We start from the raw sequence: 26005 nt of genomic DNA on the forward strand, positions 1-26005 counted from the left end.
CTCCTGACTATTCACTAAAATTAACAGTTTTTAAAATTGCTTGTTCCATAACGTAAGCAGCGATGGTGCCTACGACATTGATGTCTGCTGGTATAGTGCTAGAACTCATTGCATAGATAGAATCTCCATCAAATGTAGTGTGTACTGGTTTGATGACACGTGCATATCCATCGTGTGCCATGCCTGTAATTTTTGTAAGTGCAGTTTTATCCAGCTTTGCATTGGTGATGATAGCACCAATAGTCGTATTTTGATGAAATAGGTCACGACCTAAGATTGCGGTGTATAGTGCTTCTTCAGCATCAATAAACCCACCATCTTTCAGATTACGAATACCAGAGAGTATCTTACCGCAGGTAGGATCATAGATATTGCCGACTGCATTGACTGCAACGATAGCGCCTACTTTTAAATCTCCTAGTTGTACAGCATAAGTTGCTAGAGCAGAAGGAGAGGCTTGTTTTGGACCATATATCTTTCCGATAGTAGCACCAGTTCCGGCTCCATGTCGTCCTTCTTCAAAGATTCCTTGATATGCATTTTCACATGCTTGATAGCCTAGGTTTGCGTCTGGGTGTTTCTGTGTTGGATTGCCGTTTAAATCAAACAAACAGGAAGCACAAACAATAGGTACAACACCTGCAGCAGTGGGAAATCCGATGTTACGCTCAGCTAAGAACTTCATGACGCCACTAGCAGTATCAAGACCAAATGCACTACCTCCGGATAGTATAATCGCATGCACTCCATCATTAGAAGCGAGTGGATTTAATAGTCCACTTTCTCTAGATGCAGGAGCACCACCACGAATATCAATTCCGGTAGGATATCCGGATTCACTTAAGATAACCGTACATCCAGTATTTGACTCTGGATATTCAGCACTACCTAGTTTAAATTCTGTGAATGCATGGATAGAGATTTCTTGTAATAAACTGTTTTTCATATAAGCACCTTCATAGAAATAGTATAGAAAAAATATTGAGAAATGGAATATTTTATGAACGATATTCCATATAAATGAATACTTTCATTTCCTTTTGATAAATGTTAGGGAAAAGAACTTTTGTATCTATTATGAACATGTTAATATAAAAACAGTATAAAACAGGAGGCTGTATAATGGTAATTGAAGATTTAAAATTACACGCGAAGAATATTCGTAAGAATATTTTAAGACAAGTGTATACTGCACAATCTGGACACCCTGGAGGATCATTAGGTGCTACAGATATTCTTACTGTGCTTTATTTTGATGTGATGGATATCAATAAGGAAAATGCTGGTGGAATCGATCGTGATCGTTTCGTATTATCGAAGGGACATGTATCACCACTCTTATATGCTGTATTAGCTGAAAAGGGTATTTTAGCAGAAGAAGAATTAAAGACTTTCCGTGCTATTGACTCTAAACTGCAGGGCCATCCAAACATGAACTATGTGACAGGAGTCGATATGTCTACTGGTTCATTAGGTCAAGGTTTTGCAGTGGCTGATGGAATGGCATTGGCAAATAAATTAGCTGGCAATGATCATCGTATCTACTGCTTAATCGGTGATGGTGAAACAGAAGAGGGAGAAATTTGGGAAGCTGCAATGGCTGCTGCTCATTATAAGAATGATAATCTTTGTGCCATCGTTGACGTAAATGGATTACAGATCGATGGTAAGACATCTGATGTTATTGGACCTGAACCATTAGATCAGAAGTTTGCGGCATTTGGATTCCATGTAATTTGTGTTGATGGACATAATATGGAAGAATTACAAGCTGCATTTGCTGAAGCAAAGACAGTAAAGGGCAAGCCAACAGCGATTATCGCTCGTACTGTTAAGGGTAAGGGTGTTTCCTTTATGGAAAACAATGCTGGATGGCATGGAAAGGCTCCTAACCAAGAGCAATTTGAAGCAGCGATGGCAGAATTGGAGGCAGAGTAGTCATGGGTAAGGCAACAAGAGAAGCGTACGGCGAAGCGTTAGCTGAATTAGTCGCTGAAAATAAAAAGATTGTAGTGTTAGATGCAGACTTATCAGGAAGTACTAAGACAGCAAATGCGAAAAAGGTAGCACCTGAAAGATTCTTCAATATGGGTATTGCAGAATCCGATATGATTGGTCATGCGGCTGGTTTTGCGACAAGTGGATTTATTCCATTTGCATCTTCCTTCTCAATGTTCTGCACAGGTAGAGCTTGGGAACAGATTCGTAATAGTGTTGCATATCCTCACCTAAACGTTAAGGTATGTGGTACACATGCAGGTATTACTGTAGGTGAAGATGGTGTATCTCACCAAGCAATCGAAGATATCGCATTAATGCGTGTTGTGCCAGGTATGGAAGTATATGTACCATGTGATGCTGCACAGACAAAGGCAGTTATTAGACATGTTGCTTCTACAAAGACACCATGTTATGTAAGACTTGGTCGTTCTTCTGTTGAGGATGTATATACAGAAGATACAGTATTTGATTTTAGTAAGGTCCATGTAGTTCGTGAAGGTAAGGATGCTGTTATCTTTGCTTGTGGCTTGATGGTTCAATCTGCTTTAAAGGCAGCTGAAAAATTAAGTGCCGAAGGTAAGGAAGTAGCTGTAGTAGACGTATGTGCTATCAAGCCATGCAATGAAGAACAAATTGCTGAATTACTAGCGAAATATGATGTAGTATTTACTGCTGAAGAACATAACGTAATCGGTGGATTGGGTGGACTCATCTGTGAAATTGCTGCAGAGAAGTGCCCTAAGAAGATTCATCGTATTGGTATCCAAGATACTTATGCTGAGTCTGGAGACGCTAATAAGTTAATGGCTAAGTACAAGCTAGATGGCGAAGGCGTTTACGAACAAGTAAAGGCTGCTTTATAAAAGTTATTACGAAAAGATTTACTACAATAGTGTAGTGAATCTTTTTTAATACATGATACAAAATTTCATAAAATGTACTTGTTTTTATATATTCCTTTTTGTAAACTATTTCTGTGATAAATATGTCACGCTTGACCGCTTATTATAAGCTGAGGCTACACGGACGGCCGGGTCAAATGCCGAAGACCTGTTGAAGAAGCAGGGACTGCATCGAGGATGCAGCAGGGCAGAAAGACTGCCTGATTAATCGGGATTTCCCGCATATTGAGCAATCAACTCTGTGCCTGTAGTAGTCTTTTAGAGATAAGTGTGTGACGAATAGAATACATACAGGTGGTATTGGTTGATACTGCCTTTTTTGTTGGGGACCGGGAAGGGGAAAAATGAAAAAGTTTTATTTGATTTTACTAGCATTGCTTATGACAGCATGCACAACCAAAGCTGTATCTGAAAAGGAAACAGCCGCAAACAATACTGGTAATTACACTGATGAAATGAAGATTGAGGACAATGAAGATCTAGATCCAGAAACTGGTTCAGATTCCGTTGAACGTGCAGGAGATCATAAAGGAAGTCCTTATTTTACATCTTTAGATTATTACAATATGACAAGTAATGGCTCACTTTCAATTTTGCCGAAGTTTAAAACAATTCAACAATCTAGTGAGTGGAGTTGCGGTGTGGCTTCTGCCTTAATGGTTATGGATTTCTATGGAAAAAGAGGAAATCTAGGTGAAGAAGACATTGCGAAGCTACGTTCGAATGGTTTAACTCCTGGACCTACATCTGTAAAACAAGCAGTAGAAATGTTTAAAGGTGTTGGTGGATTCAATATTGAATCTAACTATGATCATATTGGTGAAGATCCACACGAAGTTTTCCCTCTGTCACGCTTTAAGGAAGAAATCCAAGCAGGCAATGCAGTAATGGTTTGTTGGATTGAGTGGGGCGGACACTGGCAAGTAGTAATTGGCTATGATGATATGGGAACAGAGACAACACAAGATGACGTTATGATTATGGCAGATCCTTATGATACAACTGATCATAATCAAGATGGCTACTTTGTATATGGTGCTGAACGTTTCTACTATAACTGGTCAATGTATGATTTCTTCGCAGAAGAAGGAAATGAAGACTATGAACGTAACGCATTATTTGTTCTTGCAAAACCTGAGAAATAAAAATTTAGCAGATTTCATACACACACGTGAAATCTGCTTTTAGTTCATTAATCTCAATTTCTTCTCAGTAAATAAAAAATACCGTATTTTACGGTATTATTTTGATGAGTGGAGCTAAGGAGGATCGAACTCCTGACCCCCTGCTTGCAAAGCAGGTGCTCTCCCAGCTGAGCTATAACCCCATGTATATCAATTCGATGAGTTTTCCGAAAATGGTGGGCCTGAATGGACTTGAACCAGCGACCTCACCCTTATCAGGGGTGCGCTCTAGCCACCTGAGCTACAGGCCCAACTTCATCGAATGCTTTAATATAATATCAACCACACCAGATGGTGTCAACACATTTTTGCAATTTTTTGGAAAATAATTTGGAAACCTGGGGAACTACTAGTACAGATAAAATTTTTGCCAGTTTTAAATAATTTTCTGTTAGTGCAATTGCGATGGATAGTGGTCTATGGTAAAGTATGCAAGGATATGCGGAGGTTTTGCATGGAAGGTTTTATTATCTGGTGGGCAGGAACTGTTGGGAAGTTCTTATCACCTAAATTATCAATCTTTTTAGTTAGCTTACTACCACTGATTGAAGAACGTGGTGGTTTGTTACTTGCCAAGATGCTAGGGGTACCTATGTGGGAAGCGGTATTCTGGTGTGTTATTGGTAATATTTTGCCAATTCCATTTATCTTATTTGGAATTAAAAAGTTAATCCATTGGCTATCCACACATCACTTATCAAAGATTGCGGAGTGGTTAGAACAGAAAGCACTCAAGAATAAACCAAAAATTGATAAGTACGGTTTCTGGGGATTGGCACTTTTTGTAGGAATCCCATTACCTGGTACAGGTGCTTGGACTGGATGCTTGATTGCGGCTTTGTTTGAAATGGACTTAAAAAAAGCAACTCTATCAATATTGATTGGAGTTGCAATGGCTGCAGTAATCATGACACTAGTATCCTATGGATTATTAGGTGCAGTATTTGGATAAGGTCTCAATATGAGACTTTTTTCTATACTAAATTATTCAGGAAGATTCTCAAGTAGATCAACAATACCTTGAAAATCTTTGATTGTCGCAGATAAGAATGGAAGATCATGGGCTTCAAGAGAATCACTGGAAATCGCAATGACTTTTGCATTAGCTTTTTTTGCGGCGAGAACGCCGTTGATAGAATCTTCAAAGACGATAACATGATCAGATACGTGAAGACGCTTCATAGCTTCTATATACATGTCGTATTTACTGTTGTATGTACCATCATCGTAGACGATTGTACTTGGATCAATCCATTGGTCTAAGTGGAATTGAGATATATAGAAATCTATATTTTCTTTGATTGATGCAGAAGCAATTGTAAAGGGAATGTTGTTTTGTTTGAGGTAGTTAAAAAATTCAATGACACCCGGAGCTAGAGCTGCGCTAGGATCATTTTTGACATATTGTCGATAAAGAGCTTCTTTTTCGGCTGATAATCGTTCACACTCATCTGTAGGTAGCGTATTATTCGTCATGCGTTGAATTAGATCAACATTTGCCAAACCCCAATATTTTTGCACAAGTGTTTCCTTTGTCATATGTTCACCAATGACTCTCATAGCAATGGTATCCCAAGCTTGAATATGTAAATCAGTATCAAAGAATAATGTACCGTTAAAATCAAAAATAATTCCGTTATAGCGCATGTTATCTCCTTTTTTTGATTATTATACATTTTATTGATGCGTATGACATCTGATTGTGTTTTAATATATGAAAAAAGAGGGAGAAAGTTATGCAATACAGTGCTCTAATTGTTGCGGCAGGTAGTGGGACAAGAATGAAGCTTGGATTTAATAAGGTTTATGCTAAACTGTCAGACGGAACAACTATTTTGGATAAGACGCTTTCTGTATTTCTAAATGATAGTGATTGCATACAAATTGTTTTGGTAACAGACTGTGCAGAGCATTTTGAAAAAGAACAAGGAAGAAAGGATGGTAGAATCGTATTTGCGTGTGGTGGTGCAACACGTCAAGATAGTGTTTATAATGGCTTGCGTGCAGTATTAGCAGATATTGTTTTCGTGCATGATGGAGCTAGGCCTTTCTTAGATCAAGAGTCATTAGAGAAACTTAAAAAGACGATGGAAACAGAGAAGGCTGCTTTACTTTGTGTTCCATGCAAGGATACTGTAAAGCATGTGAAAGATGGATATGTTGTAGAGACATATGAACGTAGTACATTACAGTGTGCACAGACGCCACAGGCATTTGAGACAGATTTATTACTTACATGCATGCATAAAGCAAAAGAAGATAACTTTATTGGAACAGATGATACTTCCTTGGTAGAGAAGTATTCTGATGTAAGAGTAGCTGTAGTTGAAGGGAAGTATTCTAACTACAAAATTACTACTCCAGAAGATATGAGGTAGTATATCTGCTCAAGAAAAAGCATTTAGTTACATATGATATAATAAAAAAGATTAAAATAGATAGTGTAACACCGTAAAGGAGAACATATGAAACGAAAAGTATATTGTGACTATTTACGTTTGGTTGCGACCTTCGCCGTAGTGTTTATACACGTGGCAGCGTCGAATTGGTCAAATGTAGATGTAAATGGAATACAGTGGCAGGTTTTTAATATTTATGACAGCTTGGTTCGCTGGGGAGTTCCAATCTTTGTGATGATTAGTGGAGCACTTTTCTTGAATAGAGATGTTCCGATTAAGAATATTTACTCAAAATACGTACTTCGTATGGTAATTGCATTTGTATCTTGGAGCCTTTTTTATGCAATACTAACAACAGATACATTCCAACATGGATTAATCTATAGTCTAAAATCACATATAGGAACATTAGTGACAGGACATTATCACATGTGGTTCGTACTAATGATTATTGGGTTATATATGTGTATTCCGTTTATGAAGAAGATCGTTTCTGATGAAACAGTTATGAAGTATTTCTTAAAACTGTCATTTATATTTGCGTTTTTGATTCCATGGGTGCTAAAAATTGTAAATGATTTTGTGGGGTCTAATAATAGTATGATTCAAAAGATGGTTACTACTATTGATTCGAATCTAATGAATATGGGTATGAGTATGGTGTTGGGTTATACTTTCTATTTCATACTAGGATATTACTTAGATCGCATTGAGATTAAAAAAGATGTGCGAGTGATGATTTATGTTGCAGGTATATTAGGTTTTATATTTACTGTTGTTGCAGACGCAGGGTTGTCTATTAAGACACAGGTAGCGAACTCTAATTATTATGGGAATTTTGAAGTAAATGTTTTATTAGAAGTTATTGCGGTTCATACATTCTTTAAGTATCATACATTCCAGAACGAAAAGATGAATCAATTAGTGGTAGTATTATCGAAGTTTGGATTTGGTGCATACTTAATTCATACATTTATCATCGAAAGTATGGCAGCTATTCTTCACTTTGATACCTTATCAATGAATGCATGGATTTCAGTTCCGTTAATATCAATTATTGTGTTTGGTGTATCAATGGGTGTATCTGCAGTCCTAAATCATATACCAGTAATTAAAAAATACTGTGTGTAATAAAAATGATAGAGCGACTCTTTTGAACTGAGATATTGTTTAAAAGAATCGCTTTTTATATTGTTTTTGGTACATGCATACACTGGAAATGACTAGGATACTCTTGTTTATATTTATCCAATTTTTTATATTTGTCTAAATTCTAAAAGAATTTTTAATCTAGCCATTGTCTAACATTTTGATGTTTTATAAAATATAAGTGAAATTAATCACATGTTTATACATGCATAATTGAATGAAGTGGGAACATAAAAAGGGGAGGAAAATATGTTATTTCACATTAGCGGAGATACGGCCATATATCAATGGGTCGCAATGCTAGGAGTACTTGCAAGTTTGATTTTGTTAAATGAGTTTTCTCGTAGAACAAAGTTTGGCGGTATCTTGATGTTTTTTGTTTTACCATTAATTTTGACAGTTTATTTTATCGCGATTTATGTATCAGCTAGAATGGGCGCAGAGTGGGCATTACATAACCAGACATATCTATATATGAATGGTTGGTTCCATTATGCAAAACTCTATGCATCACTTACTGGATGTATTGGTTTTATGATGATTAAGTACAAATGGGGTATTGGAAAACAACGTTGGTTCCGTGCATTCCCATTTGCAATTGTCGCAATTAATATCTTGATTGCTGTAGCGAGTGATTTTGAGTCCGCAATCAACGGATGGTACAAATGGTGGTTGTCTTCTGAAGGCGTATGGTTATACGGTGGATGGCATAATGTATTTAATGGTTTAGCGGGTTTAATTAATATCTTCTGCATGACAGGTTGGTGGGCTGTATATTCTTCTAAGGATGAGAAAGATATGATTTGGCCAGATATGATTTGGGTATATATCTTAATCTATGATGTGTGGAATTTTGCATATACATATAACTGCTTACCAACACATACATGGTTCTGTGGTGTAGCATTGCTATTATCACCAACAATTCCTGCATTACTATGGAATAAGGGTGGATGGATTCAAAATAGAGCAAATACTTTATGTATTTGGTGCATGTTTGCACAGGTATTTCCACTGTTCCAGGAGACATTGGCAGATGGTACAAAGGCATTCCCATGGGTTACATTACCAGCTTTATACGCAGACGGAACACTAAATGGTATTGTGGCAGGAGGAAGTGCAAATGCAAATCCTACAATGATGACGATTGTGAGTGGACTAGCACTTATAGTAAACCTAATCGCAATTATCTATATTATCCGTAAATGTATGATGACAAAGAAGAATCCATATAAGGGAGAAGTATTTACAGAATTTAAGTATTATAAAGATGCAGCTGCCCGTGCAGTAATTGACTAATTGATAATTGAAAGGGATAGAATCATAAAAGGTAGGTTTCTGAGAAGGTAGACTTCAACGTGCCTGCTTTTTATAATTTCAGGTATGAGATTTCAAATATTGAAAAAGCCAAAAAGTTTACCGAAAATTTAAACAACTCTTTGTTTGATTATTAGACAATGTAAACTAAAATTGATATAAACAACAAAATAGTTAGTTTTGTTTGTAAACACATCCTTTGAATACGAAAATTGCTAAGTTAGACCAGTTAAAAACAGCAAGTGTACCCACGTTGCCAAGTAGCGTTGACGGTGGCCATCACGATTCCTAGCAATGAATTCGTCCAAAGTAAACGCTGCAGGAGTTGATGAAAGGGAGAGATCTATGTGTAGCAATCATCATTTTATGAAGGGATTACAGAGAGTGTTTACATTTTTATTGTCACTTGTAATTGTAGTCGCCGGTTTTATTCCTGGAAAAGCAGTTGTTCAGGCTGAGGATACAACCGGTTTTAAATTTAATAAAGTTATTGTAAAGGACTCATCTACTGGAGCACAGGTTGCTGACTTGTTGGCAGGTGATATTCCTGAACTTAAAACAGGGGTTATTTACTCATTGGATGTAGAGTATTCTGTTCCATCATCCTTGCAGTTTTCAAATACCTATTTTCATCTAAATCTTGGAAATGGAGCGTATATCACTACACTTCCTGGTTCCACATTTACGGAAGGTCCAATCACTGCGACTGGATTTGAAAAGCTGGTAAAGACTCCGACTGGTACAGGTACTTCGCCATATGGGTATCCAACTGCTGGCTCTGCTCAGGCAAGAAATGGTGAACTCATATATAAGACAAAGACATCTTTGACGAATGTAGCTTCTGCTGGAGAAATAAGTTTTAGTATTGATAGTGCGTACTTAAATCAAGATCCAAACCAGATTCTTGCAAATCTAATTCGTGTTAGTCTTAGTACAGATGATACGCCAATGGTAGATGCACGTTCTTTTAATGCGAAATCTACAGATGAACTTAGATATAATTTCTGGACTGATCAATCATCAGAAATAGTCAATAAAGGTGATACAACTACTACATTATTGGCATCTATTACAGGTACTAAGTCCTTAACAGAAGCTAATAGTAAGACAACAATTGAAATTGAATATCCTAGTGATATCGAGTTTATTTCTCTTGAAGAAACACAGCTATATCATAGCAATGGTACAGTTGTTTCTACGACTGAAAGTGGTGGTATTAAGACTACAAAATTAGAATGGGATGAACCAGGTTCTTATTCTGGCACACCAGTATTTGTGCCACATGTAAAGGTTCCGGCAAACTCTACGCGTGCAAGTGGTTCTACATTCAATATTGTTTTAAAGAATTTCAAAAAGACAATTTGGGATGATACGCCAAATGCAGATCGTACTTCAAGTAATGTATCTACAATGACAGTAAAGATTATTGAAGGTGTTGATCCAGAACAGGTAACTTCTCATGGTTTAACAGATACAGCAGTTAACTGGGCATATAAAAAGTATGATACTTATAACGTACGTTTAGGTTCATTGCTGATTAAGAATGAGCTATCCACTCCAACAAAACCAAAGACAATTGAGATGATAATTGATGAAACAAATACTGCTATTATTCGTGGTGTTACAATTCCATATCATACGGATATGGTATATGGAAATATCTATTGGACATCTGCTAGTGGCGCAAGTGGTGTGGCTGATCCAAGTATTTTACAGAAATCAAATGTATCTGCATTAATCACAAATACAGCACTAGGTCTAGATATTAATGATTCCATTAAATCTATCAAGGTTGATATTGGTCAAATTCCTGGTCAGTATGATGGTATTCGTCCACAACGTGACTTATTAGATACTTGGAATCCAAATAATAAGTTTATCTCTGATGGTGAATTCTACGGTTGGTCTTATATTCCAAATGGTGTATATGGAAGCTGGAAGGTTGGTACAAATGAAGATGTTAAGACAACTGTAAAGTTTTATACAACAGGTACGACTCCTACCGTGGGTGATACGTATCACTTAACAGGTAAACCAAAGGTACCTGAAGTAAAAAATGGTGTTGGTACTATTAACCAGTCCCAAATTCTTGGTGGCAATTCCTTTACGATTTCAGGACGTATTGATGATGCGAACTGGGATTGGAATCCATTACAGGAACCTGAGTTATATGTGATTATGCCGGAAGGCTTTACATATTCGAATTTACAAGTTACAGAGGGGACACTAAGTGCTCCAACTTATGTGGGTGAGTTCGAAAAAGATGGTGAAAAGATTAAGGTTTGGAAGTATTCTATCGATATTGGTCAAGAAACAAGAGGTCAATATCAACCAAACTTTACGAGTAAGAATATGACTGTGAAGTTCGACGTCCATGCGGATAAGACAGTTAAGGTCGCAACTTACCACATCAATGATTTCTTAGGTATTACGACAAAAGACTTTGATGCGATAGGAGCAGTCATCAAACCTGAGAAGTGGGATCGTAGCAATTGGAATACTGACAAATATACAACTGTATTTGGCACATCAGTAAACTCTGGCAAGACAATGGTTTCCTTATCCGAACGTACGGGTGTAAAGGTAAATCAGGCTGCAGCTGTAAATGCACATTCTTCCTTGATTGATCAAGAAACAGGTAGGGAGATTATTTACGATAATACTTCTGCAACTACAAAAGAAAATACAACAGTTGTGTTAGAGAAGGGTGATACGACAACAATGCGTATCAAACTAAGAAATAACAGTGGACAACCAATCAATTACGCAAATGTATTTATTCCATTGCTGAATGAGAATTTAGACTTTGGGCCGGCATTTATGCCAGAAGGGCCAAATCAATTACCACTCAAATTAGATAAAGTAGAAGCAACATCTAACTTTGAAGTGAAGTACATTAAGTTAAAACCAGGAAAGACCTATGCACTCAATCACGCACCACAGCCTGCGGATTATGATATCGTTAATGATCCTGCAGATGCTAATATGGTTATGCTTGTTGCAAAGACAACTGTAAGTGATGGGGATGGCGGAAGAATTGAAGTGACATATAAGGCAGAGAATAATCTATTAATGTCATATAACGACAAGGTGGATGTGATTACGCCTGTCTTAGATTATGATATTAATGGTAACCGTGCGACATTGACACTTGAACCTGCTGCAATGACATACCATACTTCTTCCATTAAAGTTACAAAAGAGTGGAAGAACTATGATGGTACTGTACTGACTGCTCCAGTTAATGAAGTAGAAGTAGCGTTATATCGTGATGGAACAGTTTTTGAAAAGAAGAATATTACAGCTGCAGACAACTGGGAAGTATCCTTCGAAAACATTGATATAGTAAATCCGGCGACTGGTGCTAACTATCAATACACTGTGAAAGAAGTAGGTGTAGATAGTTCTAATAAGATAAAGATTGATAATGCTTGGTACACTGCAACTATAGTTGGAGATGCAGACCAAGGATTTACAATCACAAACAAGAAGTCTTTAGAAGTAACTCCACTCATTCCAGCAACAACGACAAAGACATTTGTAAAAGAGTGGTTTAATCTAACACAGCCCGAAATTGATACACTATCCACAACAATCGCTTTATATAAGAATGGTACTAAAGTTCAAGAAGTGACTGTTGATAAAAACAATCAGTTTACTGCAACATTTACTAACCTGGCCGTGACAGACACAATCACTTCTGCCGCAAACATTTACACGGTGAAGGAACTTGATGGCGATGGTAATGTTGTAGAGGAAGGAAGTAAAATTACAATTGATGGCAGAGACTTTACAGTACATTATGAGGGTACAAAAATTATCAATACTTATGTACCAAGACCAGTATTGGTAGATCCACCAGTCAAAAAGGTTGTGGAAGGAAATCCAAGTAGTCCATCTACATTCCACTTTGAGATGAAAGCAGTCAATCCAGCTGATCCAATGCCAAGTGGAAGTGTGAATGGAGTAAAACAAACTGAAGTAATTGGTAGTGGTGAAGTAGAATTTGGCACATTTGAAATTACACAGGCAGGTACATATCAGTATGTAATTAGTGAGATTAATGATGGTGTTGCAAATTACACATATGATACAACTCATTACACAATTACATTTGAAGTAAGCGATGTATCTGGACAACTTGTAGCAAATACACGCGTTGAAAAGGCTGATGGAACAGTTGTAAATGAAGCGATATTTACAAATGTATACAAAGTACAGGTTTCAACTCCAAAGACAAGTGATCAAAATAATAATGTATTGTTATATGCGATGATTATGGTTTTATCATCATTGGTAGTTGTAGTAGTTACGAAATGTAAAAAACAGACATATTTAAGTTAATGTATAAAAAAACAACAAAACTGTATGTTAAGTTCTTGATTTAACGCATTTATTCAAGTAGACTAAGTAAGATTTTGTTTAATAACAAATATTATTTAACAAAAGAAAGTGGAGGTATATAGCAAATGAGAGGAAACGTAACACATAACCAATGGTTTACTAAAATCATGACACTTCTTACTACATTAATGGTTATAGTTGGCTTATTATTACCTAATGCAACTGTTGTTAATGCGGCAAGCACATTACAAATTGCACAATATATTAGTAATTCTGGAACTGTAAGTGGAGTCACTGGAAGTAATGACGGTACATACAACGGAACATGGGTGGCAGATGTACCAATTGCCGATGTTATGTCAGAATTAGCACCATTTATGACAACGTATGGTGCTGCTTATCCATGGAATATCGATGGAACAGCAGGCAAGGTAGCTAGCATTAAATATAGTGTTACATTCCCTGCGGAAGTTACACTTGGTACTCCGACGACTGCTAGTACATCAGCAATTATCCCAGGAACAACAATTACATATTCCATTTCAGGAAATGTAGTAACTTTTGATTTACCTCTAGCACAACAAAACTGGGCTGGTATCAATACACTTTATCAAAGTGACGTGAATGCTGGTACACAGAATAGAAAAGTAACTTTAACAATTCCATATAGCATTAGCGCAAATGGATACTTGGCTGCAAACGCAATCGATCAAAACTTAAAGATTACTAGTACTGGTAGTTTTGGATTTATTACAGGTCGTAGTTTTATTCGTATTCCAACAGAATTCCAAGCTGATACTGCTACAATCTCATTAACAGATAGTTTTGCGACTAGTGATGTATTTGAACAGCCAACAAATACTAACTCAAATGTAACAGTAGATGTTGATGCGGACTTATTAATTGATAACGAAACTGCAAATAATGCAGTAACAAAGCAGAAGACAGATGACCTTAACTTTGTTGGTGTATTCCACGCAAAGACAATTAAAAATCAGATGGCTGCTATTGAAGCAAGTTACGCTGCAGCTGCAAATCAAATCAGCTTAGCAAACTTAAATACATCTTTCACAGCAACAATTACATTGCCAACTGGCTTGAGTTTTGCAGATATACCTTCATTAGCAAATACAACTTTAGAAGGTGCAAATGGTTCATTTGTCATTAGCAATGTGACAGGTAATATGCAGAGTGCTACGGTAACATTTGAACTTGTTAATGCAGCAAATATTACAAACTTTGCAGATTTAAAGAATGCAGTAAATGCAGTAGCTGATGACATGAAGATTAAAGTTCCAGTCGCAAAATTTGATGCTAGATCTGTGGCTGGAGGAAACTATGAAGTTATCGGTACTGTAAATGGTAACTTAACTGCTACAGCTACAAATAACGTTTCTGGAAGTACAATCAACTTTGATTTGAAGTGGGTTGGCAAGCAGACAACTGCAGGTGCAAGTGTAAACAATCCTAGTGCGATTGCTTTAACTGTAAACTATGCTGCCCCACTAGAAAGAATTTATGAAGACGTGATGACACTTCCTGGTGATATTCTTGTTGGAAATGAAACACAGCATAATGCAGTGTACGAAACAACAAGAGATGCCAATCTTGCATTTACAGGTTCCTTAGATGTTTCTTCTGTTAAATCAAAGATGAGCGAAATTGAGAATGCATTTAATAGAGCTAATGTAGATCCAACTACAATTGCTTTAACAGATTACAGTGCAACATTTACAGCTTCGTTGACACTTCCAAGTGAAATGAATTTTGATACAAACCCAACAGTATCCTTACTACATGACAATGGTAAGTATAGAATTGTATCCCAAACAATATATGGTAATACTATCGCAGTCAAAATGACAGTTGCTGCTCCAGTAACTACATTCGCTGAACTTAAGGATGCAGTACTTGGAATGGAAGATACAATGGAAGTTGTAGTGGATGGTGTACACTTTAATAGTACAGCTCGTCCAAATACAAACTACACAGTAGCAGGTTCCATGACGGGCTTGTTAATGGCGAAGGCTACAGATGGTGCAACAGGTAATGCAGTAACATTTGCATTGAAGTGGGATGCTGAACAGCTACCTTCAGGTGCTGACTCAACAAATCCAACAAGCAATGAAATTACATTTACATTGAAGTACTTAGCTGCTCCTGAAACTGTGAATCCAGCTACACCAAAGACAGGTGATAACTCTCAATTGCCAATCTATGTTGGAGCAGTGATTACTGCTCTTGCAGGATTTGGATTTGCAGTAGTAAAGAGATTTAAGTCTAACAAACAATAAGCAATACTTTAGGTTGATAGTTTAAACTATCAACCTTTTTTATGGAAGTTCATAACCTTTTGCGTATACATGTTTAGAGGTGAAGAAATGAAATGTCCACGTTGTGGAAATACACAAAAATCATATTTTTATAAAGGGAGTCATGGATATTATTGTCGGAAATGTATAGGTTTTGGAAGGTTGTTATTAGAGGAGGAAACAAATATTAAACTTGAGGATATTCACGATGATTGTAGTGAATATATCATGCAATATCCCCTAACGAAACTACAAGAAGCAGTATCCAAAGAGTGCCAGCAATACATTCGTACAAAAGATGTATTGTTGGAGTGTGTATGTGGTGCTGGCAAAACAGAAATGGTGCTTGCTAGTATAGCAGATGCATTAAATGAAAAGCGTAAAGTATGTTTTGCGATTGCAAGAAGACAGGTTGTATTAGAACTGGCTGAAAGATTAAAGACATATTTTAAAAAGGCGAAAATTGTAGCGGTATGTGGTGGTCATACAGATGATATTGATGGTGATTTAATTATATGTACAACACATCAGTTATATCGTTACCAAGGTCAATTCTCTTTATTGATTTTAGATGAACCGGATGCCTTTCCGTATCGTGGAGATGAAGTGTTACATGGTATTGCAAAACATGCGTGCATAGGAAATGTAATATACTTAACTGCTACACCTGATTTGTATCTGTTAAGTAAAGTAAAAGAAGGGGTGATGCATCATATCAAATTGAACAAACGTCCACATGGACACGATTTACCAGTTCCAAGATTATCTATTTATCCATCGATACTATTATTCCTAATACTCATACGATGGATAAACAAACATGCATGCAATCCTAGAATTATCTTTGTGCCAACAATTAGAATAGCTAAGATATTTGGGTTTGTTCTCAATATTTTTATGAAATGTTATGTCTGTACAAGTGAAAGCAAGGATAGGGATGAAATCATATATCATTTCAAACAAAACTCAAAGGGTGTGATAATAGCGACAACGGTTCTAGAAAGAGGTGTGACTATCCCTAAGGCAGATATCTGCGTATGGCATGCGAATCATTCTGTCTTTGATGAAGCTGGGTTGATTCAAATGGCAGGTAGAGCAGGAAGAAGTTTTACATCTCCAGAAGGTGATGTATTGTTTTTGTGTAGTGAAAAGACAGAACTAGTGCAACTTTGTAAGAATAAGATAGAGCAGGTGAATCAAATATGCGCTGTTTAATGTGTGGAATGGAAAAAGGAGAGGGGGATTTCGTCGATATACTGGAGAATGATGATCCTTTGTGCCATACATGTCGAAGTCATCTAACTAAGATTAAGTTTCGTATGCAGTTTCATGGGTATAAACTATATACTAGTTATCTCTACGATGATGCCTTTGCAAAGCTACTAGTTCAATACAAGGAATGTTTTGATGAAGCGTTGAAATCAGTATTTCTGTATCCCTTTCGGTGGTGGTTAACATTACGGTTTTTTGGTTATACAGTTTGTTACTTACCAAGTTCTAAAGAAAAAATCGCAAAACGTGGGTTTCATCATCTTGAAAAGATGTTTTCTCTCTTACCTTTACGACAGTTAGATATTTTTGAAAAAGCTAGTGATTTTGATCAGAAAAATCGTAGTGTAGAAGAGCGCATGAAGATGTCAGACAATATTGTCCTAAAGAAAAACTGCGTTGTGCCAAAGAAGATTTTGTTGGTGGATGATACGATTACGACAGGTGCTTCTATGTTAGGGGCATTGCGTTGTTTAAAGGATTATGACTGCAAGATTGTAATTTACGTGGTGAGTGTGAATCGTCTTTGGCTGAAAAAGCGTAAAATATTCGGAAAATAAAGAGATTCCTAAGGGATTGGCTAGGCTTGTCTCATTGCCTTTTACATGCCGAAAATATATAATAAAATAGTTATTTAGTATAAAAAATATGGAGGCATTATGGCAAATTTTTTAAGTCGATTATTCAACGAAGACGCCCGTAAGTTAAAACAGATTCAAAAAAAGATCAAACCAGTTTTAGAACTGGAGGAAGAATATAAAGCCAAGAGCGATGATGAACTCAAGGCAATGACACCGTACCTAAGAGAAAAGCTTGCTGCTGGTGCTACTCTAGATGATATTTTTGTAGAGGCATTTGCGACAGCACGTGAAGCTTGCCGAAGAGTTATTGGAGAATTCCCATATCCTGTACAGCTCATGGGTGCTGCTGTTATGCAAGGTGGCGATATTGCTGAAATGAAGACAGGTGAAGGTAAGACTTTAACATCTGTTATGGCAGTATATTTAAATGCCTTAGATGGTAAAGGTGTTCACGTTGTAACTGTAAACGAATATCTATCAGAACGTGACTCCGCATGGATGGGAGAGATCCACCGTTTCTTAGGTTTAACAGTTGGTTTAAACCTTCGCCAATTAACAAAGGCACAAAAGTGTGCAGCATATGCCTGTGATATTACATATACAACAAACTCAGAACTTGGATTTGACTATCTACGTGACAACATGGTTACTCGTGTTGAGGACCGTGTACTTCGTGGCTTGAATGTTGCGATGGTCGATGAAGTTGACTCCATTTTGATTGATGAATCTCGTACTCCATTAATTATTTCTGGTGGTAAGAAAGATACTGCCAATCTCTATCTACAGGCTGATCGCTTTGTAAAGCGTTTGGTGAAAGATGAAGACTATGAATTAGACGTGAAGTCACGTACAGTTCAGTTAACAGAAAAGGGTACTGCGAAAGCAGAGGCTACTTTCCGTATTGAAAACTTATTTAATCTAGCTCATACACAGTTATTGCATCACATCAACCAAGCACTAAAGGCTAACTATGTGATGTTAAGAGATATTGAGTATGTCGTTGATGAAGAAAATGATGAGATTGTTATCGTCGATCCAAATACTGGTCGTTTGATGAAGGGTAGACAATGGTCTGATGGTTTACACCAGGCCGTAGAAGCCAAGGAAGGTATTTCTATCAAACAAGAAACAACAACTCTTGCGACCATTACATATCAGAACTTCTTCCGTCTCTATAACAAACTTTGCGGTATGACTGGTACAGCGAAGACAGAGGAAGAAGAATTCCTAGAGATTTACAATATGTATGTTTATGAGATTCCTACAAACCGTCCAGTTGCACGTATTGACTATCCTGATGCGGTATATGGCACGAAGAAGGCAAAGTTCAATGCGCTTGTAGACGAGGTTGTAGAACGTCATGCGGCAGGTCAACCAGTACTTGTAGGTACAATTGCGGTTGAAACTTCCGAATTAATTTCTAAGTACTTAAAGGAACGTCATATTCCACACGAAGTATTAAACGCTAAGAATAATGCACGTGAAGCAGATATTATCGCTAAGGCTGGTCAAAGAGGTGCTGTTACAATTGCGACGAACATGGCTGGTCGTGGTACCGATATTAAGCTTGGCGAAGGTGTTCGTGAGTTAGGTGGTCTTTGCGTATTAGGTTCTGAAAGACATGAATCTAGACGTATCGATAATCAGTTGCGTGGACGTTCTGGTCGTCAAGGTGACCCAGGTATGTCACGTTTCTATGTATCTGTCCAGGATGATCTAATGGTTCGTTTCGGTGCTGAGCACATGGAAGCATTATTTGCGAAACTTGGTGATACAGTTATCGAATCTAAGACAGTTACACGTTCTATTTCTGGCGCACAACGTCGTGTAGAAGGTGTAAACTACGATGCTCGTAAACAGTTATTACAATATGATGATGTCATGCGTCAACAGCGTGAAACAATGTACGAAACAAGAAATTATATTCTTGAAAATGATGATGTTCACGCAGTCATTCACGATATGTTTAAGCGTGTTATCTCTGATATTGTGGCAGCACACTTCAATAGCGAGGCTAGAGATCAAGACTTAAATGAGTTGATTGCGGCTTTAGATGGTATTGGATTTAAGGGTGTTGTTCGCGTAGAAGATATTGAAGGACGAGCAGAAAATGATGTCGTTGATATCTGCTTGGAACAGGCGTGGTCTGATTATGAACAGAAGATCGAAAAGGTAAAAGACAAGGTACTACCAATCGAGAAGGAAGTTTCATTACGTATGATTGATCGTGCATGGTCTAATCATATCGATACAATGTCAAAGTTACGTGATGGTATTGGTTTACGTTCTTATGCACAAAGCAATCCTTTACAGGCGTATGTCACAGAAGGATTTAACCTATTTGAGGAGATGATGCGTACAATTTCACGTGAAATTGTAGCGTTCTGTATGAACATTCGCGTAGTGGATGGACCTGAACAGGAGGCGTAATCATGGAATTGTATGAAATGAGACAGAGCGTTTCTCAGTGCCAAGCAAAATTGGAGTCGCTTGGCCACTCTCTTTGACTTAGAAGGGAAAGAGAAACGTTTAGCAGAAAACAATGCCTTAATGGCAGAAGCTGACTTCTGGAATGATCAGAAGAAGGCACAGAAAATTATTCGCGAAAGTAATCAGTTAAAAGCTTTAATCGAAATCCACCATTCCTTAACCGATGCGTTTGCGGAATTAAGCGAAGGTATCAGTGAACTATCATCTTCCTTTGATGAAGATATGAATGAGTTAATTAGTGAAGAATACACTGAGACGATGAAGAAGTTTGAAGCGTTTGAAATTCAGGTTCTATTGTCTAGTCCGTATGATGATCACAATGCCATTTTAGAAATTCATCCAGGTGCTGGTGGTACAGAAGCGATGGACTGGGCCGCAATGTTATATCGTATGTATATGCGTTGGGCAGAAAGAAAAGGCTTCAAGATTGATTTAATGGATTATCAAGAAGGTGAAGAAGCAGGTATGAAATCCTGCTCGGTCCTTATCCAAGGTCCTATGGCTTACGGTTATCTGAAGGCAGAAAGTGGTGTACATCGTTTGGTACGTATTTCCCCATTTGACTCTAACGCAAGAAGACATACTTCCTTTGCGTCAGTAGAAATTATGCCTGAGTTTGAAGATGATCTTGAAATAGAAATTGATGATAAAGATTTGGAAGTTATCACAATGAGAGCTTCTGGCGCTGGTGGACAGCACATCAACAAGACAGACTCTGCAGTACGTATGACACATATTCCAAGTGGAATTACAGTATTCTGCCAATCCCAGCGATCACAGATTCAAAACCGTGAAGCATGCTTGAATATGTTGAAGTCAAAATTACTACAACTCAAGATTCGTGAGAATGAAGAACGTGCAGCTGCGGTAAGAGGTGAAGTGAAGGCAAATGAATGGGGTTCTCAAATTCGTTCTTATGTCTTTGCGCCATATACAATGGTCAAAGACTTACGTACTGGTCATGAAGCAGGTAATGTACAAGCTGTCATGGATGGTGAAATTGATGGCTTCATTGATAGTTATTTACGTAGTATGATTAAGGCAGATGAATAAAGTACTACGCTATCAAATCACAGATAAACAAAACGGTCTTACAGTAAAGGCCGTTTTATCGTCTCTGGGTTTTAGCCGTCATGAGATTTCTCGCTTTAAGTTTTCAGCTTATCAGATGTATTTAAATCAGAAACCAGTTCTGGTCAATCAAGTTGTACATACTGGAGATATCTTAGTGATTGAAGAATTGAGTGTAGAAAAGTTTGATTTACATCCAATTAGTATTGAGCCAGAAATCTTGTATGAAGATGAAGATGTAGTTGTTGTAAATAAACCATCTGGTATGCCATCTCATCCAAGCCATCATCATTTAGAGGATGATATGGGAACACTACTACGAAATAATTATCAAGATAAACACTTTGTAATTCGTCCAATAGGGCGATTAGATAAAGATGTATCAGGTATTATGATATATGCTAAAAATCAGTTGGCTGCAGCTAGATTAACAGCACAGAGAAAAGATGGAACACTTCAAAAAGTGTATTACGCTATCGTAGAAGGACAGCTAGATGATTATGGACTACTTTCATTTTCTTTGAAGAAAGAAGAAGGGAAAATGGTACAATCCTTTGATCAAGGCGGGAAAGATTGTGTAACTACGTATGAAGTACTCAAACGGTATGCAACAGAATGTTTAATTAAGGTTTGCTTGAAAACAGGCAGAACACATCAAATACGTGCAGGATTTGCGGGAATCGGTCATCCACTCTTGGGTGATTCACTATATGGTGGCAATACAGATTGGATCAAGCGACCAGCCTTACATTGTGCAAGAATAAAATTTTTACAACCCTTTAGCCAAGAGAAGATTGAACTAGAAATAGCATTAGCTAAAGATATGAAAAGAAAGTAGTTAGACTACTTTCCCTTGTTTGAAATATTGAATCATCTCAGATGTTAGTGAAGCGTTATCCAGTGTATTAATTTCTTCATCACGATTTGCCCAACGAGCTACACGCAACTCACTTTCATCCATCTGAATTGGTTGATCACCATGCGCCTTACACCAGAAACCAAATAGTAATGAGGATGAAAAAGACCATGGTTGTGATTTATAGTACCGAATATCAGTTACATCTAGTCCAGTTTCTTCTTTTACTTCACGCTTTACAGTTTCTTCGATTGTTTCACCAATTTCATAGTAACCTGCAACGAGTGCATAGCTTTGGTAATGGCCATGTGCATACTTCGTAACAAGAATCTGGCCATTATCATTGGTAACCCCTACGATAACGGCAGGTGAAATCTTAGGATATACAATATTTGAGCAATGTGGACAACGCAATGCTCTTTCTTTTTGGTCAAAATCCATAGGATGACCACATTTACCACAATATTTATTATCCTGAATCCAACGATATAGATGCCAAGCTGTGATAGCCGCAAAACCTAACATCTGATTTTCGAAGGTACGCATTGTTCGGAAAGAAACTTTAATATGATTAAGACTTGTTAAATCCGCAAGGAAGAATTTGGTATCATCGATTGAAAATAGATAATAACAATTACTTTCCTTGGAAATCTCATAATAGTGGTAGAACTGATGTTCATCTTTCATTAAGACTTGGTCTTCTTCAAATGAAAAGATAATATCATCGTTTGAAGGTTTAACACCAGGTTCAAACGCATTTTTATAGATATGTGGGTAGATATCTTGGATCATCTGGTAACCTCCTGGAAATAAGAAATGGTCCTTATCGGACCAACAATAATATTATAGAACAAAAAATTTTTAATTGTAAGACTATTAAATTTAAAAGTCGATGCTATAGTAAAGGTGCAAAGAGAAGTACCCTAAAAGAAAGGATAAGGAGGTACAAGCTCATGAAGGAAGTGTTACTCAATTACAGTTTACGCTCCAACATTTAACAAAGTAATCGTTAAATGAATTGTTTCTCAAGAAAAGTTGAGGACAGACCAATGGACAATTTAAAATAAAATAGAATATTAAAATAATTTGTGAATAACAAATAGTTCTGAAATTTGTATTTCAGTAGCGAAGTATCGCAAAAAAAGATAATGTAGCAAATCTATAGCATTAAGAAAGGTCTCGCCAAATCAAACCGTTGGATTGAAACAGCAGGGTTTAATCGAGACCTTTTTGTTATATCTATGTAGTAAAGTTTATTAGGAATTTTATATAAAATGTGTATAAACCATATAATTATGTGCAATGCAATGCAATATGAATTATTTTATGATAAAATATAAAAGAAAGGGGTGAGTAATATGGCAAATAAAGAGAATATGACAATACGTATCGATCATGACATTAAAGTACGGGCAACAAAACTATTCAAATCTTTAGGGCTTGATATGAGTACGGCCACTGGTATTTTCTATCGACAAGCATTACAACATCATGGTCTACCCTTCGATGTAAAAATAGAAGAGCCAAATATAGAGACATATGCGGCGATTGACGATGCCACGAAGAGAAAGGATTTAAATGGTCCTTTTAATAGTATTGATGAACTTATGGAGTCACTAGATGCTTAAAGCGCTGTATACAAATAAATTCAAGAAGGATTATAAACAAGCAATCAAAAGAGGCTGTGATAAGAAAAAACTACAGGAAGTAATTATGTTGTTATGTAATCAAGTAACATTACCAGAAATCTATAGAGACCATGCATTAACTAATTCTAGGAATTATAAAGATGTAAGAGAATGCCATATAGAACCTGATTGGCTTTTGGTATATAGGGTTATTAAACAAGAATTAATTCTTGAATTAATTAGAACAGGTACACATAGTGATTTATTTTAAATATAAATAAGCAGTACATTCAACCATTTAGGTTTTATGTACTGCTTTTAAAATTCTATGCAATTTTATATAGTTGATTTTACCGAAACTTGTTTTTAGTCATGTGATTGGAATAAGAAGCGAATAACATAGATGGATGTGATACATGGAAGGATTGCCGGTAATGGAATGTCGAAGAAAATTGGTGTAATAAATCCAAATAATACGACAGCCAGGACGTGATATATGATAATCGCTATCTGTTTAAATTGGATTTGTTGATTTAGTTTCGCAGATGTTTGGATTGCAAATACTAAATCACTTAAACGTTTACGCGTTAATATAATGTCGTTATCATCAGAATCTAGATCCTGATGAATACCGAATTGAACATTTACATCAGCTGTAGATGAAGAGGATGAACCGTCTGCACTTGCGTACATACTGATAGAGTCATGCGAGCATGATTTTATCAGATTTTCTTTTTCGTTCATATCTACATTTGCATGAATGTTCTGAATTCCACAAGCATCCTGAATGTATTGAATCTCTTCTGTATTGCCACGAGCAAATAGGTGAACGTCAATAATTTCTTTTAGAGAACTAATTGCCTGTAAACTATTTGGTACGACTGGCTTTTGGGCTGCAATTAAGCCAATCACCTGTTTTTCATCAACTAGGATAAATACAGTCTTCCCTTCCTGCTTGAGTTTATCAATCTTCTGATTTGTAGAATCATTTATTAGATTGTTATTTAAGAATTCATGGATATTACATAACTTGTATGTACTTTGAATAGAGTCGCTTGGATGCGTCTTTTGGAAATTTGTTAGAACACTTAGATTTGTGGATGAAATCTTTTGTGATTTTAAGTAGCGATTGATCGCTCTTGAATAACTATCATGTCTTTTATTGGAAAGTGTATATGCAATATAGCGCATGATATTTAAATCTGTTTCATCAACAGGAATAAAATCTGTAACTTCAGGTTTTGAAGCAATCAATACATCATCTTGCTCAAGGAATAATGTTTCTGCTTTGCCTGCTATTTCTAATGCGTCCACATTACGGAATAAAACATGATTTTTAGCAGCGTAGATAGCCTTTTCTAATACTTCTTTTTCTGAGGCAATTGTTAGTGCATTCATTGCAACAGATGCTAGTACTGCAACAGAAATACTGATTGCAATAGAGAATGACTTACCAACTAAGATCCAACCAAAGAATAAGATAATAGCTGCAATAATTGAATATAAGAATAAGTATTTTGAGAAGTTCTTAAATGGTGAATCAAAGGATTTATCGTTCGCTGTTTCTTTTGCTAGTTTTGCAAACTGTAATAGTGTTGTCTTTTCCCCAATCTTCTCTACTTTAATCTGTATAGAGCCTTGCAAACAACGTGTACCAGCATAAACATAAGATCCTTCGGATTTTGTGATGTTTGATTGTACACCTGTCAGTGTAGATTCATCAACAGATGCATATCCTTCTACGACGATACCGTCGCAAGGAATGTTTTCATTAGGCCTGATAATCAAAATTTGATTTTTTTTGAGTTGGCTTGTTTCTTCGATGACTTCTCCAGTCTTATTGAAGACGGCTGTATTTTCTGGAATATATTGTTTAATATTTAACGAAGTAGAAGAACATTGTTGCATGTACTTCAGGTATTTTGTTTTATAGATATTTGCTCCAAGTATTACAATCATTGAAATAACAAATGGATATGCATTTACAGTATTTTGAATTGTAAGATAAATACCGTATAAAAATGTAATCACAACGGCAATACTACCGATAGTAGCGGAAGATGGATTTCTTTTTTGAATTTCCTCTTTTGCATGCATGAATATTAAACGACCTACATACAGAGAATATAGAGAAAATATTAATCCTATCCAAGGTGTAACATGCATGATCCATAGAATCGCTAGTAGAATTATTTCAACCACAAAAACAAATAAGATACGATAATTTGGTTTGATTGAAACTTTATGATCTTGTGGTATCAGCATATCTGAAGTTGGAATCTCACGTGTATATGCTTGATATCCGCATGCTTTGATTTTTGCAATAATGATATCTGCTGTAATCATCGATGGATCAAACTCGACAGTTACATTGCGGTCGCTTAAAGCAACCGTTACAGCAACGATTCCTTGCGTATTCATTAAGCGTTGATAGATGGTATCAGCGCTTGCATTTAAATACAGATTTGCGACTGAAAATGTTTGTCTGATAGTTTCCATGGA

20 protein-coding genes and 2 tRNA genes are annotated in these 26005 nt (G+C 36.7%); 16 read left to right on the top strand and 6 right to left on the bottom strand.

All coding sequences use genetic code 11. The features are described 5' to 3' along the window. Positions 1-7: 7 nt before the first annotated feature. Entirely contained in the window at positions 8-946 is a 939-nt protein-coding gene (locus RYK16_RS01290; RefSeq protein WP_314850257.1) for a P1 family peptidase, read from the bottom strand. A gap of 176 nt (positions 947-1122) precedes the next feature. Between RYK16_RS01290 and RYK16_RS01295 the strand changes: the two genes are divergently transcribed. The 3 genes from RYK16_RS01295 (at position 1123) to RYK16_RS01305 (ending at position 4048) form a co-directional block, all read left to right on the top strand. Next, the gene (locus RYK16_RS01295; RefSeq protein ID WP_314850258.1) at positions 1123-1938 is read left to right on the top strand and encodes a transketolase; all 816 of its coding nucleotides are present in this window, start codon (positions 1123-1125) and stop codon (positions 1936-1938) included. A 2-nt stretch (positions 1939-1940) separates the two neighbouring features. Further along, a complete protein-coding gene (locus RYK16_RS01300; RefSeq protein WP_314850259.1) occupies positions 1941-2864 on the top strand; it encodes a transketolase C-terminal domain-containing protein in 924 nt (307 codons plus the stop codon). Between the two features lie 383 nt (positions 2865-3247). Next, positions 3248-4048: a papain-like cysteine protease family protein gene (locus RYK16_RS01305; RefSeq protein ID WP_314850260.1), complete on the top strand. Its 801-nt coding sequence runs from the start codon at positions 3248-3250 to the stop codon at positions 4046-4048. Between the two features lie 109 nt (positions 4049-4157). On the opposite strand, the gene RYK16_RS01310 is transcribed toward RYK16_RS01305, so the two are convergent. Both RYK16_RS01310 and RYK16_RS01315 read right to left on the bottom strand, forming a co-directional pair. Further along, positions 4158-4230: transfer RNA gene (locus tag RYK16_RS01310), tRNA-Ala, on the bottom strand. Between the two features lie 31 nt (positions 4231-4261). Then, positions 4262-4338 (bottom strand) — tRNA-Ile (locus tag RYK16_RS01315). Between the two features lie 203 nt (positions 4339-4541). Between RYK16_RS01315 and RYK16_RS01320 the strand changes: the two genes are divergently transcribed. Further along, positions 4542-5039: a small multi-drug export protein gene (locus tag RYK16_RS01320; RefSeq protein ID WP_314850261.1), complete on the top strand. Its 498-nt coding sequence runs from the start codon at positions 4542-4544 to the stop codon at positions 5037-5039. Between the two features lie 32 nt (positions 5040-5071). Here the strand turns inward: RYK16_RS01320 and RYK16_RS01325 are convergent, their stop codons facing one another. Beyond that, positions 5072-5734 carry an HAD family phosphatase gene (locus RYK16_RS01325; protein ID WP_314850262.1) on the bottom strand — a complete coding sequence of 221 codons (663 nt, stop codon included), beginning with the start codon at positions 5732-5734 and terminating at the stop codon, positions 5072-5074. Positions 5735-5823: 89 nt separating this feature from the next. Between RYK16_RS01325 and ispD the strand changes: the two genes are divergently transcribed. From ispD to RYK16_RS01375, 10 genes are all read left to right on the top strand, one after another. Further along, a complete protein-coding gene (ispD, locus tag RYK16_RS01330; protein ID WP_314850263.1) occupies positions 5824-6465 on the top strand; it encodes a 2-C-methyl-D-erythritol 4-phosphate cytidylyltransferase in 642 nt (213 codons plus the stop codon). 87 nt (positions 6466-6552) lie between these two features. Beyond that, positions 6553-7617: an acyltransferase family protein gene (locus RYK16_RS01335; RefSeq protein WP_314850264.1), complete on the top strand. Its 1065-nt coding sequence runs from the start codon at positions 6553-6555 to the stop codon at positions 7615-7617. A gap of 267 nt (positions 7618-7884) precedes the next feature. Further along, complete coding sequence (locus RYK16_RS01340; protein ID WP_314850265.1) at positions 7885-8934, top strand: DUF5692 family protein; 1050 nt, start codon at positions 7885-7887, stop codon at positions 8932-8934. A gap of 363 nt (positions 8935-9297) precedes the next feature. Beyond that, positions 9298-13296 carry a Cna B-type domain-containing protein gene (locus tag RYK16_RS01345; protein WP_314850266.1) on the top strand — a complete coding sequence of 1333 codons (3999 nt, stop codon included), beginning with the start codon at positions 9298-9300 and terminating at the stop codon, positions 13294-13296. A 125-nt stretch (positions 13297-13421) separates the two neighbouring features. After that, positions 13422-15590, top strand: coding sequence for an LPXTG cell wall anchor domain-containing protein (locus RYK16_RS01350; RefSeq protein WP_314850267.1), 2169 nt, complete (start codon positions 13422-13424; stop codon positions 15588-15590). A gap of 180 nt (positions 15591-15770) precedes the next feature. Beyond that, positions 15771-16823: a helicase-related protein gene (locus RYK16_RS01355; protein ID WP_314850268.1), complete on the top strand. Its 1053-nt coding sequence runs from the start codon at positions 15771-15773 to the stop codon at positions 16821-16823. Continuing rightward, entirely contained in the window at positions 16811-17437 is a 627-nt protein-coding gene (locus tag RYK16_RS01360; RefSeq protein WP_314850269.1) for a phosphoribosyltransferase family protein, read from the top strand. Before RYK16_RS01355 ends, RYK16_RS01360 begins: the two co-directional genes overlap by 13 nt. A 99-nt stretch (positions 17438-17536) precedes the next feature. After that, a complete protein-coding gene (secA, locus tag RYK16_RS01365; RefSeq protein ID WP_314850270.1) occupies positions 17537-19888 on the top strand; it encodes a preprotein translocase subunit SecA in 2352 nt (783 codons plus the stop codon). Positions 19889-19890: 2 nt separating this feature from the next. Then, positions 19891-21001, top strand: a protein-coding gene (gene prfB / locus RYK16_RS01370) for a peptide chain release factor 2 (protein WP_314850271.1) whose coding sequence is annotated in 2 segments (ribosomal slippage) — positions 19891-19962 and positions 19964-21001 — 1110 coding nt in all. Because the reading frame shifts where the segments join, the coding sequence is not laid out codon by codon here. Beyond that, positions 20994-21857 (top strand): RluA family pseudouridine synthase, encoded by an 864-nt coding sequence (locus tag RYK16_RS01375; protein WP_314850272.1) that lies wholly within the window; start codon positions 20994-20996, stop codon positions 21855-21857. The genes prfB and RYK16_RS01375 overlap by 8 nt, the downstream gene beginning before the upstream one ends. Here the strand turns inward: RYK16_RS01375 and nudC are convergent, their stop codons facing one another. Further along, on the bottom strand, positions 21858-22667 hold the full coding sequence (gene nudC / locus RYK16_RS01380; protein WP_314850273.1) for an NAD(+) diphosphatase: 810 nt from the start codon (positions 22665-22667) through the stop codon (positions 21858-21860). Between the two features lie 566 nt (positions 22668-23233). On the opposite strand from nudC, the gene RYK16_RS01385 reads away from it, so the two are divergent. Beyond that, positions 23234-23503, top strand: a complete 270-nt coding sequence (locus RYK16_RS01385; RefSeq protein WP_314850274.1) for a type II toxin-antitoxin system RelB/DinJ family antitoxin — start codon at positions 23234-23236, stop codon at positions 23501-23503. Next, positions 23496-23774, top strand: coding sequence for a type II toxin-antitoxin system YafQ family toxin (locus RYK16_RS01390; RefSeq protein WP_314850275.1), 279 nt, complete (start codon positions 23496-23498; stop codon positions 23772-23774). The genes RYK16_RS01385 and RYK16_RS01390 overlap by 8 nt, the downstream gene beginning before the upstream one ends. A 95-nt stretch (positions 23775-23869) precedes the next feature. On the opposite strand, the gene RYK16_RS01395 is transcribed toward RYK16_RS01390, so the two are convergent. Further along, the gene (locus tag RYK16_RS01395; RefSeq protein ID WP_314850276.1) at positions 23870-26002 is read right to left on the bottom strand and encodes a cation transporter; all 2133 of its coding nucleotides are present in this window, start codon (positions 26000-26002) and stop codon (positions 23870-23872) included. Between the last annotated feature and the right edge of the window lie 3 nt (positions 26003-26005).

Origin of the sequence: uncultured Solobacterium sp. (assembly GCF_963550625.1) — a bacterium.
Taxonomy (GTDB): domain Bacteria; phylum Bacillota_I; class Bacilli_A; order Erysipelotrichales; family Erysipelotrichaceae; genus Bulleidia.

Coding starts and splice junctions, on each gene's coding strand:
- RYK16_RS01290 (WP_314850257.1), bottom strand. CDS start 946: ATGAAAAACAGTTTATTACAAGAAATCTCTATCCATGCATTCACAGAA.
- RYK16_RS01390 (WP_314850275.1), top strand. CDS start 23,496: ATGCTTAAAGCGCTGTATACAAATAAATTCAAGAAGGATTATAAACAA.
- RYK16_RS01300 (WP_314850259.1), top strand. CDS start 1,941: ATGGGTAAGGCAACAAGAGAAGCGTACGGCGAAGCGTTAGCTGAATTA.
- RYK16_RS01340 (WP_314850265.1), top strand. CDS start 7,885: ATGTTATTTCACATTAGCGGAGATACGGCCATATATCAATGGGTCGCA.
- nudC (WP_314850273.1), bottom strand. CDS start 22,667: ATGATCCAAGATATCTACCCACATATCTATAAAAATGCGTTTGAACCT.
- RYK16_RS01325 (WP_314850262.1), bottom strand. CDS start 5,734: ATGCGCTATAACGGAATTATTTTTGATTTTAACGGTACATTATTCTTT.
- RYK16_RS01305 (WP_314850260.1), top strand. CDS start 3,248: ATGAAAAAGTTTTATTTGATTTTACTAGCATTGCTTATGACAGCATGC.
- RYK16_RS01360 (WP_314850269.1), top strand. CDS start 16,811: ATGCGCTGTTTAATGTGTGGAATGGAAAAAGGAGAGGGGGATTTCGTC.
- RYK16_RS01395 (WP_314850276.1), bottom strand. CDS start 26,002: ATGGAAACTATCAGACAAACATTTTCAGTCGCAAATCTGTATTTAAAT.
- RYK16_RS01350 (WP_314850267.1), top strand. CDS start 13,422: ATGAGAGGAAACGTAACACATAACCAATGGTTTACTAAAATCATGACA.
- RYK16_RS01385 (WP_314850274.1), top strand. CDS start 23,234: ATGGCAAATAAAGAGAATATGACAATACGTATCGATCATGACATTAAA.
- ispD (WP_314850263.1), top strand. CDS start 5,824: ATGCAATACAGTGCTCTAATTGTTGCGGCAGGTAGTGGGACAAGAATG.
- RYK16_RS01320 (WP_314850261.1), top strand. CDS start 4,542: ATGGAAGGTTTTATTATCTGGTGGGCAGGAACTGTTGGGAAGTTCTTA.
- RYK16_RS01295 (WP_314850258.1), top strand. CDS start 1,123: ATGGTAATTGAAGATTTAAAATTACACGCGAAGAATATTCGTAAGAAT.
- secA (WP_314850270.1), top strand. CDS start 17,537: ATGGCAAATTTTTTAAGTCGATTATTCAACGAAGACGCCCGTAAGTTA.
- RYK16_RS01335 (WP_314850264.1), top strand. CDS start 6,553: ATGAAACGAAAAGTATATTGTGACTATTTACGTTTGGTTGCGACCTTC.
- RYK16_RS01375 (WP_314850272.1), top strand. CDS start 20,994: ATGAATAAAGTACTACGCTATCAAATCACAGATAAACAAAACGGTCTT.
- RYK16_RS01345 (WP_314850266.1), top strand. CDS start 9,298: ATGTGTAGCAATCATCATTTTATGAAGGGATTACAGAGAGTGTTTACA.